This is a genomic window from Cytobacillus oceanisediminis 2691 (assembly GCF_000294775.2).
Taxonomy (GTDB): domain Bacteria; phylum Bacillota; class Bacilli; order Bacillales; family Cytobacillaceae; genus Cytobacillus; species Cytobacillus pseudoceanisediminis.
On the sequence record NZ_CP015506.1, the window covers coordinates 4,643,651 to 4,665,399 of the forward strand.

At 39.5% G+C, this 21,749-nt stretch carries 14 protein-coding genes; 1 reads left to right on the forward strand and 13 read right to left on the reverse strand.

Annotated features, from left to right (window positions below; genetic code table 11):
• Positions 1–648 precede the first annotated feature (648 nt).
• Entirely contained in the window at positions 649–3,666 is a 3,018-nt protein-coding gene (locus A361_RS23315; RefSeq protein ID WP_019383185.1) for an ATP-binding protein, read from the reverse strand.
• Between the two features lie 112 nt (positions 3,667–3,778).
• On the opposite strand from A361_RS23315, the gene A361_RS23320 reads away from it, so the two are divergent.
• On the forward strand, positions 3,779–4,894 hold the full coding sequence (locus tag A361_RS23320) for a response regulator (RefSeq protein WP_019383184.1): 1,116 nt from the start codon (positions 3,779–3,781) through the stop codon (positions 4,892–4,894).
• A 32-nt stretch (positions 4,895–4,926) separates the two neighbouring features.
• On the opposite strand, the gene A361_RS23325 is transcribed toward A361_RS23320, so the two are convergent.
• From A361_RS23325 to A361_RS23375, 12 genes are all read right to left on the reverse strand, one after another.
• Positions 4,927–8,154: a hypothetical protein gene (locus tag A361_RS23325; protein ID WP_019383183.1), complete on the reverse strand. Its 3,228-nt coding sequence runs from the start codon at positions 8,152–8,154 to the stop codon at positions 4,927–4,929.
• On the reverse strand, positions 8,103–9,527 hold the full coding sequence (locus tag A361_RS23330) for a glycosyltransferase family 2 protein (RefSeq protein ID WP_019383182.1): 1,425 nt from the start codon (positions 9,525–9,527) through the stop codon (positions 8,103–8,105). Before A361_RS23330 ends, A361_RS23325 begins: the two co-directional genes overlap by 52 nt.
• A gap of 8 nt (positions 9,528–9,535) precedes the next feature.
• Positions 9,536–10,546 (reverse strand): HEAT repeat domain-containing protein, encoded by a 1,011-nt coding sequence (locus A361_RS23335; protein WP_019383181.1) that lies wholly within the window; start codon positions 10,544–10,546, stop codon positions 9,536–9,538.
• Positions 10,547–10,572: 26 nt separating this feature from the next.
• Positions 10,573–11,478: a response regulator gene (locus A361_RS23340; protein ID WP_019383180.1), complete on the reverse strand. Its 906-nt coding sequence runs from the start codon at positions 11,476–11,478 to the stop codon at positions 10,573–10,575.
• A complete protein-coding gene (locus A361_RS23345) occupies positions 11,468–12,379 on the reverse strand; it encodes a GGDEF domain-containing protein (RefSeq protein WP_019383179.1) in 912 nt (303 codons plus the stop codon). The genes A361_RS23340 and A361_RS23345 overlap by 11 nt, the downstream gene beginning before the upstream one ends.
• Before the next feature lie 408 nt (positions 12,380–12,787).
• Positions 12,788–12,889 (reverse strand): cytochrome bd oxidase small subunit CydS, encoded by a 102-nt coding sequence (gene cydS / locus A361_RS31555; protein ID WP_019383178.1) that lies wholly within the window; start codon positions 12,887–12,889, stop codon positions 12,788–12,790.
• Positions 12,890–12,901: 12 nt separating this feature from the next.
• Complete coding sequence (locus tag A361_RS23350) at positions 12,902–13,927, reverse strand: cytochrome d ubiquinol oxidase subunit II (protein WP_019383177.1); 1,026 nt, start codon at positions 13,925–13,927, stop codon at positions 12,902–12,904.
• Complete coding sequence (locus A361_RS23355; RefSeq protein ID WP_009331616.1) at positions 13,924–15,270, reverse strand: cytochrome ubiquinol oxidase subunit I; 1,347 nt, start codon at positions 15,268–15,270, stop codon at positions 13,924–13,926. Before A361_RS23355 ends, A361_RS23350 begins: the two co-directional genes overlap by 4 nt.
• A 462-nt stretch (positions 15,271–15,732) precedes the next feature.
• On the reverse strand, positions 15,733–16,377 hold the full coding sequence (locus A361_RS23360) for an SDR family oxidoreductase (RefSeq protein WP_009331617.1): 645 nt from the start codon (positions 16,375–16,377) through the stop codon (positions 15,733–15,735).
• Between the two features lie 72 nt (positions 16,378–16,449).
• A complete protein-coding gene (locus tag A361_RS23365) occupies positions 16,450–17,064 on the reverse strand; it encodes a serine/threonine protein kinase (protein WP_009331618.1) in 615 nt (204 codons plus the stop codon).
• Positions 17,065–17,362: 298 nt separating this feature from the next.
• A complete protein-coding gene (locus A361_RS23370) occupies positions 17,363–19,738 on the reverse strand; it encodes a M14 family zinc carboxypeptidase (protein ID WP_019383175.1) in 2,376 nt (791 codons plus the stop codon).
• Positions 19,739–19,872: 134 nt separating this feature from the next.
• A complete protein-coding gene (locus A361_RS23375; RefSeq protein ID WP_019383174.1) occupies positions 19,873–21,690 on the reverse strand; it encodes a Xaa-Pro dipeptidyl-peptidase in 1,818 nt (605 codons plus the stop codon).
• Between the last annotated feature and the right edge of the window lie 59 nt (positions 21,691–21,749).

A 21,749-nucleotide genomic window follows, 5' to 3' on the forward strand; every position in this document is an offset into this window, starting at 1 on the left:
ATTGCCTCCTGAAAACACTATAATATTTTCACTACAAATTACAAAAGTGTTCTTATTAAAGAACATTTGAATATACTTAAATTTCTACACAGTAAACCTGCATTTTATGAAAAAAATTTATATAAAACACTATATCTCTAAAAGAGTCTATTTGGTTCTATATAAAGAACATCCTTAAGATGAAAATAACACCTATGCAAACCAGTGTCAACCGGATTTCAGAAAAATTTCTGATAAAAATACAAACTCCAGTCTTTCCTCTGACAAATACACAGCATAGTTACGAGCGCATCCAATATTCACCTTCAAACATTTCTGAATCCAACTCATAGGTGAGAACTCCATTAAAAATAGATAACCGTTATGAGCGAATATAGATTATTTTGGGAAAGGTTCTAATTATCCCTATTCTAATTTATTGGGGAAAATTGCACCTATACACTAAATATTTATCATACTTCCTCATGTATCACTTGATAGGATTGATAAATAAAGGGGTTTGGAATCGACTGAACCCCCAGTATACTTCATGTTAGAAAAACTATTACGAAAAAGCATTAATTAAAAGTTGAGGAATTTAAGTGAAACTTTATGAGTCTACATCAAAAAAGCTGCCACAATAAAGAGGACAGCTTTTTTGCTTAAAACTTATCTCTCATTTGGCATTGTAATGATTACTTTTGTCCCCTTCCCCTCCTCACTTATTAATTCAAAAGTTGCATGCTTTATTAATTTCACCTTGGTATATGGATTAATGAAGCCTATCCGGTGGTTATATCCCCTATAAAGCTGATTTTGCTTTTCCTTTGACATTCCAATTCCGTTATCCTCTACTACTATTTCAGTCTTATTTCCTTTTTGACGAATGGATAGCTTAATTCGTCCACCGTCTTTCTTTTTGGAAACGCCATGCTGAACGGCATTTTCTACTAGCGGCTGAATTGTCATGGATGGAAGCATTATATCTATGCTTTCATCTATATCCCAATCAATGAATAATAGGTCACCAAACCTGATTTTTTCAATTGCTAAGTAGGATTCGACTAGTTCCATTTCTTCCTCTATCGAGACCATGCTATGATGCTTTGTATAATCTAGTTTAGATCGAAAGTAAACTGCCAGATGTTCAAGCGCATCCCTTGCCCTATCCGCGTTTTGATAACTCAGCCCAATGATAGTGTTCATAGTGTTATATAAAAAATGCGGTGTAATTTGTGCTTGATAGTAACTTAATTCATTGTGAATGGACTGGCTAACAGAATCCTTCATAGCGAATAAGGATTTGATTTTGGAAAATAGCTCCATTTTATCTACTGGCTTTTGGATATATTCATTAGCGCCAATTTCCATACTATCAAGTATTGGCGCTATTTGATTTGTTGACCCTATCATGAGGATAGGCAGTTCAGATAAGAGGTACCTTTTTCTGATCATTTGACAAAGTGCAATTCCAGACTGATTTCCCAAATTTAAATCAATAATCAGCATACCAGCCATCACATCTTCAATTTTTTCCAAAGCAGATTCTCCATTATGAGTAATAGTAATGGAGTAACCAGAACTAATTAAATAGTCTTTTAGGTGATGATTGTATTCAGTATCAGCACATGCAAATACAATTTCCTTGCTATTATTGCCATTTTTTTCAGGAGAACCGCTTAAATACTCCAAGTCAGCAGAAACTTCATCAAGCGATTCTTTATCTTCGTAAATAAGATTTTTACCGGCTGGGAGCTTTATGGTAATGGTTGTCCCTCTGCCTTTTAAGGAATCTGCCCAAATCTCACCTTTCATAAGATGGACAAATTGCTTTGAAATGCTCAGGCCAATTCCAATCCCATCATGTTTGGAATGGTCAGGTATCTGGTAAAATGTTTCAAATATTTTTTCCAGGTATAAGGAATCCATCCCTTGCCCAGTATCTGATATTTCGATATGCACACACTCTCTCACTCTAAAAGCCCTGATACGAATTTCACCTGAAGCTGTATGCCGAATAGCATTATCGAGCACATTGAAAATTACTTCTTTCAATATATTGCTATCAGCTATTACACTTGGCATCTTCTTGGGTATGTCATCTACCAGTTTGACTTCATTAGGAAGCTTTAGGACATCCCGCAACTCAAGCACCATTTCTGAGATAACGTCTAGAGGAACTGGTCTTAATCTCAATGAATGGTTTATACTGGAACTTGCATGCCTTAGGTTGTTTACTAGACGATCTATTTTTTTCCCTGAACTTTGCATCTCCAGGATATATTTAAGCTGCTTTTTATTTAACGGCCCTTCCTTACCTTCCATTAACTTTTGGGAATGCCACATAAAAGTACGCAATGGCTCCTTTAACTTATCGGATGTTTTGATCAAAAACTCATTTTTCAGCTGATCCTGGACCAGCAAGTCTTTTGAGAGATTATCAATCATAATAAAAGAAAGCTGTCTTAGATAGCCTATATAGAGAGACAGGCTTATCGTCATGATTAAAAATAAAAACAAGGGTATCCTGCCTATATCAATCTGCAGCAATAATTCAATGCCTAACGCAGCACCATAGCAGGTGAAAGATATGGCAGCAGTTAGAATATATTCACATCCGCTCACCTTTTCCCTGTAAGCTCGAAAAAGGATAAACAGGATATAGATGTAAACACTCCCAAGTAAACCAATTAGGCTAACCTGCATAAATATCATAGGTATCAATGAATAAAACCAAAATAATAATGGCGTTATACTTACATAGGCAATTTTTATAATAAGCAGAATAGACATCCACTTCGTTATTTTTATTGAAGACTGCTTCTTGAATGTACTATGGGCAAACCATAGAAAAAACAGAACCGATAAATGAATAAAACCCAGCTGTAGGCTTAAGAGCACCTTAGAGGAGATGTCTGGGTAAAATAAATAGATAAGTTTTTCTTTTTGGGTAGATATGTAAATACACTGTGAAAAACAGAATGCGGCAAAATACAGTTCATTTTTTGCGTGTCTTTGCTGGAAATACTGAAATAAAATAAGCAAAGACAGAATCAGGTATCCTGCTGTAATAAATCCCTCGGTCTGCTTCTCTTGAGCGGCTTGAAGCACTATTTGGTCTGCCTCGCCGAATAGTATAGGTTTTACAATTCCACCGTTAGGACTTGCTCGATTGGCAGCGTGAATAATAACTTCCATTTGTTTATCCTTGCTTTTTCCGAAAAATAAAAAGGGGCCCTCACGGAATTCATATTCTTTTTTATTTATACTTGGATTGCCAATTCCACCCGCTTTTTCTCCATTAATATAAACTCTGCTGGATTGTCTGATAGACTCCGCTCTGAATCCATACATTCCACCCTCTGGGACAGTTATAGTTAGCCGATATGTTCCCGCCTCAATTTTTAGATGGTCTTTATAGCTATATAGAGAATCCCACTTCATCGGCACTTTTAAAAAAATAGGCTTTCTATTACTTTTCTCAAGATCTGCTGGGTCAATTAATTTATTCGGATAAAATTCCCATTCCCCATTTAATTCCATTAGATTCTCGGAAGATGTTAGGTGCATTTGACCTTTGCTTACTGTAGAATGATTTCCCCAGTTTAATCCAGATTCTCTAATTATACTTATTAGTGTAAAAGCGCAGACTAAGATAGAAACAATGATTGATATTTTACGCTGCATGACAGTCCTTCCCCTTGACTCACATTTTTCCATATTTTTATGCTTTTTAATAATAGTAAGGTATAATACCAGAAAAGGAAATACTTAGAAATTTTTAACAAAGGAGGGCACAATGATAAGGACCATTATTGTAGATGATGAAGAGCTTTCACTGCTTGCACTAAAAAAAAAGCTGAGTGCTTTTCCAGATGTGAAAATTATCAGAAGTTATACCACACACGAGAATATCTTTAAGGATTTAAAAAACGAATCTATAGATGCAATATTTTTGGATATTGAAATGAAAGACATAAACGGCATTGAACTGGCACAGGAAATATTAACTTCCTATCCTTCAATCCAAATTGTTTTTGTATCCGGACATACAAACTATGCCGTCAATGCATTTGAACTTGACAGCATCGATTATCTCCTAAAGCCTGTTACAGCCAAGAGGCTAGAGAAAACGATAATCCGTATGCAAAAACACATTAAGTCACAGCATGGCTCAGAACTAAATAAAACCAAACCGTCCCTTAATATTTATTGCTTTGGTGAGCTTCATGTATACTTTGATGAGAAACCGCTGCGATTTAAAACGGCTAAATCAAAAGAGCTTTTTGCATTCCTGACTGCAAATATGGGAAAATATGTACACCGCGACATTATAATAGAAAAGATCTGGCCAGAGCATGATTATAAAAATGCTAAAACCTATTTACACACCAGTTTGTCGTATTTAAGAAAAACGCTTTCTGAATTAGGCTTTTCAGATGCAATCTGCTTTTTAAACCAATCTTACTGTTTACTGCTTGATTCTGTATATGTTGATGCTGAGGAATTAAAGAAATTAGCTAATGATGTATTGAACAGTAAAGTGTTGGACCATAAAACAATTCAGTCAGTAATCGAAATTTATAAAGGCGCATTTTTGGAGCTAAACGCATATGAATGGGTTTATGAATATTCCGAAACTTATCAGGTAACCATACTGCACTTACTGATAGAGGCCTATATGGATATAAAATACAAAGATCCTTTAAAAGCCCTATCGTACTTAAAAATCTACCAAAAAATCGAGCCATATTCTGAATATGCTGTACTTAATCTGATTCAAACCTTTACTGAAATAGGCTGGCGGTCAGAAGCCATACGAACCTATCAGAGCTACGAAAAGCTGCTGGAAGAAGAAATGTCATTAAGTCCTGCCCCCCAAGTAAGAGACTTATACAATATGCTCCTGGATTAAGAAAGTTCAGAAGGCCAAAGCCCTCTGAACTTTTATTTGTAATTCCCATATAACGTTTTTATTAAATAATAGGACTGCTTTAGCCTTTCTTCCGAAAGAGGCATATCCCATGCCTCCCACTTATATTCCTTCATTTTTTCCAGGTTTCCATTGGTTATTTCAGGCACGGAATCTATTAAGTTGTGCTGTTCATCAAAATAGAGTCCGCCTACATATATTTGATCGATCTTTACGCTTCCTTCTAGTCCTTCTGAATAGACATCAGCCATGAACTCTTTTTGGCTCGGATCTTTTGCCTGCAATAAGAGCCAAGGAATCCTCATTTCTATTGTGCCATCCTCTGCAATAGTATAATCTGCGAGCGAATCGTATTCCTTTGCTTCGGGGTTTCCATTTCCTGCTTGCAGCTTGCCAGTCTCATAGCTTTTAAAGTCTATTTTACGGTTTTGAGATGGGATAAAAAGCTCTCTGCTTAATACGTATTCAATCCGGGAGAAATTCCCGCTATTTTTCGCAGGTAATGGAGGTTTCGGTTGGATCATCTCCAATTGATGACCGTACTGGAAGTTGAAGAGATTATAATAATCATCCACCATTATTCTGGATTCGTTCTCATTCAAATTCACGATAAAATCAACACCATTAGAGAAGCCAGGAAGATCACGGCCATTGATAAAGTGATTTCCCTGATTAGGTATGATATCGAGCAGAATCATAGGATAGCCTTTACTTTCAGCATCGAGCTCCATTCTCAAATAGAAATACCTTTCATCATGATCAGCGTATAACTCTTTAATTTTATTTCCTTTGTAAAGAGGCTCATCCTCCCATTCTTCTGTATTTCCATCTACTCGGATCTTGTTCCGGTCAAAACTCAAGAGACCAAATTGCTGTTCATTTGTCTGAGCATTGGACCAAAACGGCCGTCGGTCAGGGTTATCATAGTCCATTGTATTCCACGTCCGTTTGAACCACTCATCCTGCCAGGTAAAAATCATACCCCCGAGTAACTCTTCGGCCATAATATCTTCATATAAACGGCTGACAATTTCCCCCTGCTGTTTTTCAGAGAGGAATCCCTGATTCCATCCGAAAGGGTTTTCATGTGTCAAGCCTCTCGAAGCTGGCACACCAAATTCCGCCACCAGAATGGGGAGCCTATGCACTTGATGCAGTTCATTTAAATAGGCAGCATAGCTATTATTTTCCCCTCTATGATCTCTATAAGACTGATAGGATTCTTCATAATTAAAGAAATCAGGATAATATGGATAAATGTGGTATGAGGCAAACTGTTCTGTTTTTTTCATATCATCTTTGGTATAAATGACATTTGGATTGACACTGACAAGGTCTTCTTGATCATTAGGTTCTGCCGGGTGATCAAGAATATCGGTAGTAACCCAGTTTGTGAAGCTAAGCGGTCTAATCCAATTATATTTATCCTTCTCGTATTGGACAATCGTTTCCATCTGCTGGGCAATCCATGCTTCAAACGGCTCTGCATCTTTTGTTTGGAAATACTCTCCTTTAAAATCCCTCATTCCTTTATGAATTTTATTTGTGTTTTCAACCATATACGGATTCCACTCAATTCCTATCAGCCATCCAATTACAAACTCAGACACATCTGCCTGATAGGCTCCTGAAGCATGACCAGGCTCTTGATCTACTATTTTATTGCCATGAACGACATCCACAATTTTTTTCATTTCTTTCTCGAAATCGCGGAGATTATCTTCCTCATATGCATCCATTGATTCCTCTAATTTCTCTTCATTCATCCACACACCATGGAAAATGTATAATTTCTCTTTATGCTCTTCATTATATCGTTTTAAGGCGCGATAAAACCCAGGAGGATGAAGTGTATATACTCGAATGCTATTTGCATTCATTTCTCCTATCATTTCGAACCATCGATAGTATTCCTCTTCTGTAATGGCCGCTTCTCCAGGAAAATGCCCAGGCTTCCCCATTCCTAAATTGACACCTTTTATGGGAATTTCAATCCATTTCCCATTTTTGTTCACCTCAAAGGCATCCTTATTAACTCTTGCATTATATTGAAGACTATCAGGTTTAGACTTTTCAATTTCATTACTATCGGGGAAATGGCTCAGAATATTTTTCATCATGGGAACATAAGCTGACCAGTAGAATGCTTCATCTGAATATTTGTGCCCAAACTGATATGCAGCATCCAGCCATTTCATCCCGTAAAATGAAGGCACTCGTTCGATGTCATTAAAATCACCAGCAAAATAGTAACTCAATGCACTTCCAGATTTATTTGCCAGAACAGCTGCGAATTGGGATGGAATCCGGTTTTCTTCAAGTAAGGCCTTACCTTCGTTAGTAAGATTCCACTGGTAATTTGCCAGAACTTCGGCCGTGCCCTTCGGCGTAACAATGTCAAACCAATACTTGTACTCTGGACTATCTTTAAGTCCAAACAGTTTAGTTCCATTATCAGTAAAAGATAACTTTATGCCGCCTTCATTTATATGTTTATCTTTTTCCAGTACGATTACTTTATAGTCGATATCATTGACAAGAATGAAGCCTGCACCGCTATACTTCCATGCATCTCTATATTCATCCAATATCCACTTGGGGATTTCTTCATTTTTGTCAGGATCAAGTTCTTCAAAATACCTTCCAGTCCAGCCGCCCCAATCGAGCCCAAGGTATTCCGTAACAGATTCCCTTACTGCTTTTTTAGTTGGTGAGGCGAAGGTGTTAAACTCAGCAATAAATAAGCTTTTTTCCTTTTGATTAAGTCTCTCTAAAATTGACTTCCATTCACTTTCTTCCAGACCTCCATAAATTTGTCCGGTCCGAGCACCCTTTCTCTTTTTATCAAGCCATGGAAGATCATCTTCATACACACCATAAGTATCAGCTGCATAGATAATATCATAATCCAAATAATGGCTTGGAAAATTCTTGACCTTGTAGCTCCTCTTGTCTTCTTTAGGCCTGAAACCGAAGTAATCCTCAGATGCATGTATAGCTTTTCCTTTATCATTTCCGTACTTCAAGTAATTTAAGACCCAGGTCAATCCCTGATGTTCTCGGTATGATTCACTTGGCACCGTCTTGTCAAGAATTGCAATTTTAACGTTTTTATGTGATTCAAGCTGCCACCATATAATTGGCAGCAGACAAAGTATCAGCAGAAAAACCCCAGCTATATAAAAACGCTTCATATTGATTGTCCTTTCGAAGAATGTCCGATCCGCTGCATATTTCCCCATTCTTTTCTTCTAATTATGAAAAACATAAGTCCTTCCATCCGCCATAAAAGTGTCAGCGGCTTATACCAGAAAACCTCTGTTAAAGACATAAAAATAAGGCGAAAGAGGTCGCTCTTTGTGGGGTAAACATCTTTGTTCCATGCGTCCAGCAGGAGGGAAGCAATAGAAAGAACACTCCCATAAAGTATAAATAAGAGGGCCAATAAGACAGCAAATTCAAAATAGATCTCCCCCAGAAAAAAGGCTGCTATGATATAAAGATATCCGCCTAACTCAAAAATCGGTCCCAGGCATTCTACAAGCCAGAAATATGGAAAGGAAACCATTCCAATTGCGCCGTACTTTGGATTCAAAGTGATACGTTTATGCTTCCAGAGACTTTCAATTAGGCCTTGATGCCATCTTCTTCTTTGTTTCCTTAGTATTGAAAGTTTTTCTGGAGCCTCAGTCCAGCAGACAGGATCAGGAACAAATTCTATCCTCTTCTTTAATTTATTTTCTTTTAAATATCGATGGAGCTTTACAACCAATTCCATATCTTCCCCGATGGAATTTGCAGCATAACCTCCAGCTTTGACGGTCCATTCCTTGGAGAACACACTAAATGCCCCGGAGATTATTAGAACCAGGTTATACTTGCTGAATGAAATCCTTCCCATCATAAAGGCTCTCAAATACTCAATTACCTGCATTAATACAAGGGAATTTTTCGCTAATTGTGTTTTTCTTACAGTGCCGGAATGAACAATACTGCCATTTGCAATTCTGACATTCCCGCCAGCAGCTATAACTTCACCATCTGATGATATAATTGGATTCATGACCTTGAGGAGCGATTTCTCATTAAGAATGGAATCTCCGTCTATCGAACAAAAGTAAGGGAACCTTGCAAAATTTATGCCTGTATTTAAAGCATCAGCCTTCCCGCCATTTTCTTTTTCAATCAGCCATACCCCCTGATAGACGGCTGATTGAAAAATCCGCTTAACGGGCTTTGTAGAAAGCTCCTGCCTGTAGACTTTTTCTACTTCAAGAAATTTGAATTCCTGGATTAGTTTGTTCTGAGTACTATCTGTGGAACCATCATTAACAATAATAACCTCAGTCTGAGGAAATCGAAGGGAAAGCAGGGAATGAACTGTATCCAATATTCCTGCTTCCTCATTATAAGCAGGTACAATAATGGAGATAGGCTTCATATTAATACTGCTTAAGTTTTCTTCATCCGCTTCCTCTTTATCAAGCAAATAATGCTTACGGATATGGATAAAGGCAATTACGAGCATAAAAGTGTAAGCAAAAATAACGATTAGCATGTAAATAAGGATTGCGCTCCCGAAGAACAGTCCTATTGTTTCGGTAAATTTCTCCATTTTCTTCCTTACGTTCCTTTCCTGATTATTTCATTCGCTATCTCAATAGCATAACGGTCACTGGAAGTGTCCACGAACTCTATTAGCATTTTTTTCCCATCTTTAATTTTCCCGATAGTATTGGCCGCTTCAGAGCGTACCTTCCAAGATTGATCCTTAAGCAATTTTTGGAGATATGAGTACGAATCTTCCAGTGGAAGACGGCCCAATAATTTTGTGACATGCAGCCTTTCCTCCCAAATATCCGAATGCACAAAATGCAGATATTTTTCAATGTCGATAACCCACCCTGTTTCGAATATAGCTTTTAAAGAGCGTAATCGCATTTCTGGATCTGTATGCAAAATCAATTTTTCAAAAAAGGAAACATATTCCTGCAGTCTTCTATGACCAAGTGCATTTACAATCGCTAACTGACATTTGTATGGGAACTCTTCAAATAAAGTAACCATATGATTTAAATCCTTATCAGAAATAAAGGTTAGCAGTCTACTGTATTCTATTTCAGTGAATGTGTCTTTATTTGCTTGTAACTTTTCCACTAAAGAATCAAAATCCATGATTGAGTATATTTTATAGATTTGATGTATTTCCTCTGGTGTACACTTCCTTTGCTCAAGCAGATGGCATTCTTCAATCAGTGTTTCCAATTTAAAGTCAGCTGTTCTGTATAAAGCATTCATCCTTAGACTCCATTTACGGCTTCTCAATAAAAGCGCATAATAGTCTGTAAGAAATTCATTCGCAAAACCCTTAATTTTCAACAGAATCTCACTATTAGATAAGTTTTTCACATAGCATAGAAGTATTTTTTCTGTAATCTCGTATTCTTCTTTGTTGGAGGGCTTTAATTTTGCAAGATCAGCTTCCTTACTTTTAACCAAATAATCATGCCAGACACTTGATAGTTCATTTAAGTATTCGTTTTTCCTTGTTATTAGAGCTTGTTTTTTCTCATATTGAACTGCAATATAAAATGCCAGGCAAATTAAAACCAGCAGCATAATAATTATGAACACCGCCAGCACTCCTATCGATACCCTTATCATTTCCATAATCTTTCCAGTGTCCCTTTCACCTGTGCTTCAAACAAACGGATATTGAACGGCTTGGCTAAATACGCATCGGCTCCATTCTCAAAGGCAAAAATCATATCTTCTTCTGTAGTTCTTTTCGTAAGCATAAAAATGATAAATCGTTTATTGTTAGGCCATCTTCGAATATTATATAGGACCTCAAACCCGTTCTTTCTGGGCAAAATATCATTCATTATAACTAAATGAGTATGGCTCGATGAATGCCAGTCTGATTCAAGGAATTCCAAGCCATCTTGAAACGTATTAATATTAAGATCCACCCGTTTCAATGGAAGATTTTCCAGACTCATATTTAGAATGCGGCTGAAAACTTCATCTTCTTCGAGAATGCTAACCCTTATTTCCTCAGGGGCTGTTTCTTTGAAATCTTCTATATATTCTATATTCCAATCCCCTAGCCTTATGGATCTTTCAAGTGATCTGTACCCAATAAGCATTAACTCATCATAATTAATTTCATTGTTTCTTATTTCTATTACACCTGCTGAAAACGCTAGCTGATGCACCTGAAATAACCAATCATTCGCCTTTTGAACTCCCTGGAAAAGACGGCTTAAAAAGGCGTTTGCCTCTTCCTCCTTGCTTTGGGGTAAGATAACACACCATTGAAATGCCTTGGATAACTTTATCAGCATGTCTGTTTGACGTATTTGAGCATTAAGGTATGATGTTATATCATCTTCAATTGCTTCCAAATCTCCCTCAAGCAATATTGATTCCTTGTAAACGCCTAAGAAAATTGCTGTAATAGGTGCTTTTGATCTTATAATATTAGCAGTTAACATATTGAAGATTGGAGCAGCCTGCATCTCTTCAATTATTAATCCCGTCTTATTTTCTTGCCTAATCCCCACAACTTATACCTCTTTCTACTTTTCTCATTTTATCTTTAAACATCGACATATCTGCATGGTGAATGAGTGTTTCCTCATCTTTTCCCAATGCTGGGTAAGTACTTAGCCCAATACTCACACTCACACTCACACTCACCACAGATTCCCCTATTAGAAAATCGCCAGATAAGCTTCTTTTTATTTTTTTCTCTACATATTCTGTCTTCTCTACTTCCTCGACGAGGACAAGAAATTCATCTCCGCTTTTTCGGAAAGCATGCATATTTAGACCTATAACTTCTTTAATCCTATTGGAACATAACCGCAGCATTTTGTCTCCTACAATATGCCCATGCCGATCATTTATTTCTTTAAAATTGTCAATATCAATAAATAAGAGCCCGAACGACTCTCTTTCTTTTTTGATAGTGGAAAACTTTTCCCGGAATTCCCTCCAGTTCGAAAGTCCTGTCAGTTCATCTGTATAGGCAAGCTCCTTCCATTTCTCTTCTGCACTTTTTACTTCGTCCTTGAAAAATAAAAACATGTATATTGGATCATGAAGCTGATCTCCATTTACACGCGAAATATGGACCTGTACCTGGGGAAAACCGCTGAAATTAATGAGAATTTTCCCCGACCATATCCCGTTATCTTCTACATTGGATAGTATGGAGTCAAATAGCTTCTGCTCATTTAACTCTTTAAAAATCTCCGCTATGCAACCTTGATCGCAAAAATGATAATCGCCGCTCTGAATAAAGTTTTTAAATTGCTGGTTATATCTCACAAATTTTCCCTTTGTATCAATAAAAACCACATTATAAATGTCTAAAATAGAGAGTAAACAATTCATCATTTCACTTTGTGAAAATTCACTAAGCCATGCTAGCTTACCTTTATGTAAACTTTCAAAACACATGAAAAACCTCCCGCTATCATATAAAAATGTAAGCATTACTTATAGTAAAGGTCCGCTCTTACAAATTTCTTAAACAATATATTTTTGTGTTTCAAAAGGCATAAAAAAGACTTCGACGGTTATCAATGCATCGAAGCCTTTGATTAATTTTCCTTATTTCCAAATGGCGGAACATAGATTAGAATGCAATAGTTAAAACGCTTCTGCAAGCATTCCTCCGTTCATCTATCTCTTTTATTAGCAGTGTCTATAATATAAGTCATCAGGATTTAGACTAGCTCTAGATAGAGTCAATTAGGTGAATCCTAGTAAATCACTGAATGATGACAGGTTTATGTTATAAAAGGAGAAGGTTTCAAGTATACATTGGCAAAAAAAAACAGCCCGCTTAGGGCTGAATCGTACTAATTACTCCTCTATCCGCTCATCCTTCCCCGCCAGCCAAAAAGCCGCGGCAATGGAAGCAATGATCACAATAAACGGCGCATAAAACATCACAAATTCCGCCATGAGTTTTCCCTCCTATGCATGATCGTCCCGCTTTCCCTGAACATAGTCTTTATTGAAAAGGAACAGCCTGAGAAGCAGATAAAGGGACGGCAGGAGCAATCCCAGTCCTGCTATGAAGGCAATGATCAGGGCGATGGCCATAGCTTCGTTTGTAAAGCCGTCATAAATGGTCAGGTATGGATAAAGCAGGTACGGATAATGCGAGATTCCGTAGGCAAAGAACGCCACAAGGAATTGCCCTGCCAAGAGCCCGAATGCAAGTCCGTACATTTCTCGCTTCCATATTAGATAAACAGTTCCTGCAAACAGAATGAATGAAATGCCGAACAGCCACCATAGGTCCATTAATCTGCTGAAATGCTCAGGATTGTGATCCCGCAATTCGACAATAATGCCTGTCGCTGTTACGATAGCAGGCACCGCCCATATAAGGGCATATTTTCTAAGCAGCTCAGTAGCTGGTTCATCGTTTGCTTTATTGGCATACCACGTCAGGAACACTGCTGATATATATAATACTGCTGCCAAACTCAGCACAACAATGCTCCACGTAAGAGGACTTGTAAACAATGCCCAATAGTCAAGCTCCAGTCCCGCTGATCCTTCACTAACGAATCCGCCTTCAGAAATGGTCAGGACAATGGACAGGGAAGCTGGGATGAAAAGACCTGAGAGCCCATACAGGTAGGTCCACCTTTTTTGTCTTAGCCCTCCGTATGTGGTAAAGGCGTAATAAGAACCGCGGATGGCAAGAAGGACTACTGCAATGCTTGCCGGCACCAGCAGGATCGTTCCATAATAGTAGGCTGTTTTCGGAAAAAATCCGACAATGCCTACGAAGAAAAACACCAGGAACACATTTGTAACTTCCCAAACCGGTGATAAATAACGCTGTATGATTCTCGTTAAAATATGCTGCTTACCGCGGAATAGACTGTATGCGTTGAAAAACCCTGCTCCAAAGTCAATCGAGGCAACGATGACGTAACCAAATAGAAATAGCCATAAGACGGAAATTCCGATGATCTCAAGAGTCATCGCAGCTCACCTTCTTTCTCCAGTTCCCGGTCGGCCAATTCCTGTTCGACAGGATTTTTGCGGAACATTCTAGTGAGGACAATGATGCTTCCGATTGCCAGCACGAGATATAAGCCTGCAAACAGAAGAAGCATTAAGTCTACTTGGCCGCTTGAGGTTGCCGCATCTTCAGTACGCATGATACCCCTCAGAATCCACGGCTGCCGGCCCACTTCCGCAAACCACCAGCCTGCTTCAATCGCAATGATGGATAAAGGGCCGCCCAGAACGATCAGCCAGCGGAACCATTTCGACTTAACAAACCGCATTTTAAACCAGGTGCCTAAGACATAGATGAGTGAAAGTGCCGTCATCCACATGCCGATAGTCACCATCAGGTCAAACAGGTAATGGATATAAAGCGGCGGAATTTCATCTTCTGGAAATTGATCGAGTCCGATAACTTCTGCATTTGGATTGCTGTGCGCAAGGATGCTGAGTGCATAAGGAATCTTAATCGCATATTTCACTTCACCGTCTTCAAGGACCCCGTAGAGCATTAACGGTGCCCCTTCTTTTGTTTCAAAATGCCACTCGGCGGCAGCCAGTTTTTCCGGCTGGTATTCTGCGAGATATTTTCCGGAGAAATCACCAATTACCGCTGTAGCGATCGAAAAAATCAATCCGATTTTCATTGTAAGCAGCAATGCCTTCTTATGGTAGATATGATTCGATCCTTTTAGAAGGCGAAAGGCTCCTATTGATGCCAGAACAAACGCTGATGTCATATAGGCTGTTGAAAGCACATGCGCTACCTTCGTTGGCATGGCGGGAGTGAACATCGCCAGTATCGGGTTAATATTTACAAGCTGCCCATTCACAATGTCAAAACCCTGAGGTGCGTTCATAAAAGCATTTACAATTGTAATGAAAATAGCTGAAAATGAAGCCCCAATTGCAACCGGGATCAATAAAAGCATGTGCTTCTTCTGATTCTCAAACCGATCCCACGTATACAGATAAATCCCAAGGAAAATCGCTTCAAAGAAAAAGGCAAATGTCTCCATAAAAAGAGGCAGTGCAATGACATTGCCTGCGAGTTCCATAAAGTTTGGCCACAGCAATGAAAGCTGCAGGCCGATGGCAGTGCCCGTAACAACACCGACTGCCACCGTAATGACAAAACCGCGCGTCCATCTTCGCGCGAGCAGAATATAATGCTCATCCTGTTTTTTTATCCCCACCCATTGTGCAATCATAATCATGAGCGGAATGCCAACACCAATGGTTGCGTAAATGATGTGGAAGGATAATGTCAGCTCAGTTAAGACACGGCTGAAAAAGACAGATTCTTCATTTCCCATTTAACATTCTCCTTTTCCTATCCTGCAAAAATGCGGCCAATAAAAGAAAGCCCCATAATGATAGCCACTGTAAAAGCAAGCCACATTAATATGCGTTCCTGTTTTTTATACATTCATTCGTTCACTCCTCCAGAATGCTCACTACATCACATTATTCCCCAGTTCCGGACTAAAAGCTGTGACACTTAAACAACATTTATATGAGGAAAATGTGAAAGTTATGTAATTCCTTTTACAGCTTCCTATTCCCTTTTGAGAAGCAATTAAAACGAAAAGGACATTGGAATTTCCAATGCCTGTAACTTATATGTGTTTTGGCGTATAAATAGCCATAAGCAATATAATTTTTACCCTTTTCTTATGGGCAGACACCTGTGTTTTATAATTTAATCTTCTCTAAACGGCACAATATATACTTGATTTTGCCAATAAAAAACCCGGTGCATACACACCGGGCAAGAGTTATAAATTATTCACTGCAGTTTCTGCATCTTCTTCACCTGATACCAGGTCAAATGCACGTTTATAGGTGTTCTCTTTATCCAGGACAGCGTACAGGGTTTTGGCTACATCCTCACGGGGAATGAAGCCACGCTCCAAATTTTCTGCTGCTTTGATTTTGCCGGTTCCGGCTTCATCTGTCAGGCCGCCTGGACGAACGATAGTGTAGTTCAAGCTGCTGTTTTCCAGAATTCTGTCGGCATAGTGCTTTGCCGCGTAATAAGGCTTGATCGTTTCACTCCAATTATCACGATTATTCGCCTGAATAGCGCTGACCATAACAAACCGATCCACACCAGCCTTCTCCGCCGCTTCTATTGTTTTTACAGCTCCATCAAGGTCAATCAGCAGAGTTTTGTCATAGCCTGTATGTCCGCCTGAACCTGCAGTAAACACAATTGCATCACAGCCTTTGGCAGCTTCAGCCAATTCATCAACCGTTCCTTCAAGACTTGCAACTGCCGTCTCAACACCCATATCTTCAAACTGCCGGGCCTGCTCTTCTTTTCTGATCATCGCTCGTACTGTATGTTTATCTTCTTCTTTAATAAGCTTTACCAGCTGCTTTCCGATTTGTCCGTTTGCTCCGACGATTAGAACTTTCATGGATACCGCCCCTTTCTGTGTTTTTGTGATATTTATTATTTCAAAAGAAAAATGCTATATCAAATGAACTGTTTAGGAACCCATCCGGACAATCCGTTTTTTATAAAGAGCCGCAATCGTATTCATGATTAATACAGGAATCTTCTTTGGAAAATATTTTTTTCTGTAAAATTTATAGAATGCATGCTTCAAGTCGTCCCACTGTGTACAATTCTTCGTCTGTTTAAATCGGGCAACATCAATGATCTTAATATGGCCATCATCTGTAAGAATAATATTGCGCAAGTGGATATCCGAAGGGTTCAGCCCTTTTTCCCTCGCAAGCTTTAAAGCCTCATCTATCTGCCTGATTTTCTCCTCTTCTATCGGGACTCCCTTTGCGAGACATTCAAAGAGAGTCAAACCCTGTACATAATCAATCACAATATAGTTATCTCCAGACCCATACAGAGATGGGTAATATGGGTGGTCAGGGAGCGCCTTGTAAATTTCCGCCTCTTCCCTGGCAATTTTCTTAAACTCAGGGAAAAATACTTTTAATACAAGATTAGTTCCTTTTATCCTAAAGGCAAATGCACTTCTTCCTGCTCCTATAAATTCCAAGCTGTCATCTTTCTCAAGAAGTCTGGTCCAATTAAGGCTCCTGGAAAATTTCACACTTTCTGCAAGCTTTTGATATGGTTTCATTTTAAACCTCCCTGTTCCAGACTCTCCCCTAAAAATAAAAGGCACTGAACCATTTATTGGTCTCAGTGCCTTTTAAACAAAAGAGACCTTACCAAATTAATGGTAAAGGTCTCGCAAGCAACGTTGTGTTGCCAGTAAAGCCGGAGATTTATCATCTCGTATTGACGACTCTACTTAACAGCTACTCCCCTTCAGGAAGAATCCGAACTATTTTGTTAACTTAATTATATGATTCAATCATCCATTAGTCAAATGATACGTTCCTCCCGAAACTGAATGGGTACTCCCTAAGGGGACTTTACTTTTCAAAAATAGAATTTGAAAGTAATCGGAAGAGGTAATCAGTATGATCACGGAAGCCGGCTTCAAGGCCAATTAGTGTAACATCCTTATCCTGCTCTTTCACCATGATGGCCTGGCCCTGTGCAGCACTGCGGTTTTTCCAGTGTCCCGCTACGAAGAAGTTTTCTTCATCAGCAATGGCTGCAAGCACGTCATCATTCTCTGTGCCCGTATACCAGACTGGACGGTAAACGAATCCAAGATCATCTCTACTGTAGCCTGCTGTTGCGCCAGTGCCTTTATAATCTACCTTAATAATTCCGTTGCTATTGGATCCTCCAGTATTGATAATATCATCTGTCAGGCCCAGGGTCTTTGTTGCACGGGAAGCACCGGCACCTACAGCAATATATTTTCCTCCTTCAGAAACGAACTTTTCTACATTTGCTTTAAATGCAGCCAGTTCTTCCTGATTTTTAAGGCCAAATTCTTTATTGGCATTACTCAAATTCAAAGAAATTAAATTTTCCGTTCCACTGTAAACAAAGACATCATGGGAAGCAAGGCCAGTATTTGCAACCTCCGCTGGAGTCAATTCCGTTACACTAAAGCCTAATCTCTCAAGAGCCAGTTTCGTGCCTGAATGAGATTGCGCTTTGTTCATCCCTCCATCTTTTAAAATGCCTACACTCATTTCTTTAATTGTCTCTGCATCTGCAGGAACACTTCCTGACATGATATCTAGGCCGGACTCTTTAACAGCCGCTGAAATAGCACTTGCTGATCCTTCAGCATAGAAGTTTCCTTCGCTGTCGCGTTTAACCATAACCCCCTGCTTAAGCAATTCGTTCACAAGCTGAACTGCTTTCACTGAGCTGTTCGGAATAATAAATGGCCCTTTTCCGCTTAGTGAACCCTGTTCTTTCACATTATTCACCTTTGTTGCCGCTGCCTTTACATCATTTTGAACAGCGATTGCTTCAAAGCCCCATAGTTCTGGAAGACTCCAGGCAGAAATATCATACATGGCCGGTGTATCATCTGTTATATCCTCACCATCCCACAGCATGGTGTTTGCCAGACCTGCCTTTGCCTGATCCATTGGAACGATGTAAGTGCCCTTTGGATAGGAATTGCCGTCTGCTGCAAATGCTTTTGACGCCTGAACAACCTCGATATCATTCTTAATTAAATGATTAACAGCCTTATTTACTGCGGTTGGATCTTCCTCATTCACTGGAAGAATATATGCTTTCGGGAAATGCCCTTCTTCATGAAAAGGATGATCAAAATTAATGCCGCGCTTAAACATTTCAATTTGGTCTGTAATCATTGCTTCCTTGTTATCGGTTGAATATTTCAGTGCTCCCATAATGGCATTGTACATCCAGCGGACGCCGTCTTCGTCATTTGTCGGAGCTTCAAGGGTATGGCCATAAGCACCATGATACATGGCATACATCGGGGTGAAAATTGGCGGATAATCGTCCCAGCCGGCGGAATCATCCCGCTGCGGAATATATGCACCATCCATTTCTTTATACAGGGTGCCTGTGTAAAGAGCCTTGTCTCCCATAATTTCTGCTTCCATTGCTTCTGCCTGATGATTAGCCCATTTTTGATATAAATCATATTCATAGTTAGGATTATGCGGAGGTGTACAAGGTTCAATCAAACCCTGTTTGTTTGGTGCATAATTTTTCACATATCCGTGAGTATCCAGGAAGACCATCGGATTCCACTCTTTAATAAGAGACACGGTTTCTTGCGTTTCAGGCTGTGATTGCGTGATAAAATCACGGTTCAAATCAATTCCTTCGCCATTAAAACGGGTCGCATCCACACGGCCATCCGGGTTCTGCACCACGTTAAAAATAAGGATATTATTGTCCAGAATCTCCTTTGTTTCCTCGTCATTCTGTGTGGCAAAACGTTCAATAAGCTGCATCACAGCATCGCTTCCCACAAACTCTGTCCCATGGATCGACCCATTGATCATGATTGGCACTTTAAAGTCCGGGTTATCAGCAATCCAATCCTGGGCTTTCTCCGGATTTTTGAACATTTGCTTTCTTAAGGCCTGAATTTTACCGAACTTGCCCTGAGCACCCGGATCTGCAATGGTCACGACATATAGAGGGTATCCATCCGCGGAAGTACCTTTTACCTCCACCTTCACTCTATTAGACTGTTTTTCAATTTCTGCAAGTTTTGTCCCTATTACTGAGAATTTCATAAAGTCATAGTTTTCGCTATTGAATAAACTTCCTTCCTTTTCCTCTGACACATTAACATTGACCCACTTTGGGCTGATCGCATGAGCAGCACTTAAAGGAACAGATGCCAAAATACCCGCTGCCAAAACTCCTGATAAAGCTTTCTTTTTATTCATTATGTACCTCCAGATGCAATAGTTTTGTATATTTATGAGATAGGTTTTATTTTAATTCAATGTATTCAATTGTGGCAATGCAACTATTTTCCTAAAAAGAAAAGAGGGACCCAGAAATGATCCCTTCTATTTTTCTACTTAAATGCTTTAACTCCACCTTGCACAGGAAGCATTATATGGCTTCTCTCCGGGTCGATGGTTATTTTCGTGCCTGCCCCAGGTCTGATTGTATAGTTATAATCACTTGATAGAACTACTACTCCCATACGATCACCTTTTTTAAATACATAATCATCCGGCTGCATATCCCATGTAAAAGTGTATTCACGGTCCGGCGTCAGTCCTGAAGATCTATTTTCACTGTGAAGGTTTTGCGGATCCATCCACCCTCTAGTAACAATTTCCGGCTTTCCTTCCCCATATTTAACAAGGAGGGCAGTTAAGTTGGCCGTTTTCCGGTCAATGCTTGCACGAATTTGAATTTCCGGGGTTCCGCTCATCCGAATGTCGTTTTCTAATGGAGGCGTCAAATAGACGAGCCTATGAGGTAATGAAGAATCAGGATTCAGGGCCAATTCTTCAGCCTTGATTGTGGCATCATCCACAAAATGCTGATTCTCCTTATTCTTGTTCGGTACAGGATTCAGTTCTAAGCTGCCCCCTCCATCGGAAGCCGGTTTAAAATGCAATTTTGCGTCAGAGGTTCCCTTAGCCGGCCAGTTTGCCTCAGTATGCCATGTTTTATCCTCCCTCTGGATGTCAACCATTGGTTCATCCATGACATTATTTTTAATATCATAGAGCCAGTAATCAAACCATTTATTTAAAGTTGGTAGCCATACATCGCGTCTGAAGCTGTATGGGCTGGAATGGCCGCCTTGATGAAGCCACATTTTTCTGGGAACATTATTATCGCCAAGCGCTTGCCACCAATCTGAAAAATGCTTTGTTTTAACATTCCAGTCATTTAACCCATGGACAATAAAGACACTTGCTTTAACCTGATCAGCATCCTTTGTATAATCCCTTTTACTCCAGAATTCGTTGTAATCCCCGGTTTCCCTGTCCTGGCCTTCCGTTAATCCTTTTATGACATTGCTGCAAGCTTCAGGGTTTTGCCTGGTTAAAATGGCTTCTGCCATGTTATCCGCATCTTCCCCCTGGTATCCGCCTGGCGCTATCACAGCACCATTCGAACGATAATAGTCATACCAGCTGCTTATGGCCGCTATTGGCACAATCGTTTTCAGGCCTTCAACTCCTGTTGCTGCCACAGCATTAGGGAGTGTTCCATTATAAGATACTCCTGTCATACCCACATTCCCTGTTGACCAATCAGCTTGTATTTCCTGTCCCTCTGCATTAAAAGCTTTCGTTCTGCCATTCAGCCAATCGATTACAGCACGAGTTCCAAGGATCTCATGCTCATCGCCGGTTGTAGGACATCCATCCGACAAGCCTGTCCCTACACTTTCTGCAAGAACAACCGCGTAGCCTCTTGGTACAAAATAGTCATCATAATAACCTGGGAGATTTGCCTGAGGGTTACCTTTTTCACCTTTGCTTTTCCCTTTCTTGGGTACAGAGTTCAGTTCTGTATCCACGTCATAAACCGGGACACCTTTAATTCCAGAACGGTAAGGACTCATTTCATAAATAACAGGAACCTTTAAACCTTCCTCTGTTTCCTTTGGCCTGATAATATCAGCACGTATTCGATCCAGCTTTCCATCTCCATCACTGTCAGTTGCTGTTTCAACAAATACTCTTTCGACAATGGCATCATCCAGAGAAAAAATGGGCTGTGTCATGCCATTTTCGACTTTAATCCGAGATTCAGCCAAGGCCATGCTGCTTTGATTGTCTTTACCTGCTGCAGGCAAAATCCCTCCTGCAATTAGCGGGAAAACGATAACTGAGGCCATGACCACTTTTAATGCAGCTTTTTTCATAAAAATCCCCCTATTTAAAATAATGTTATAATTTTCAGAATAAATCAAAAGTACGTAAG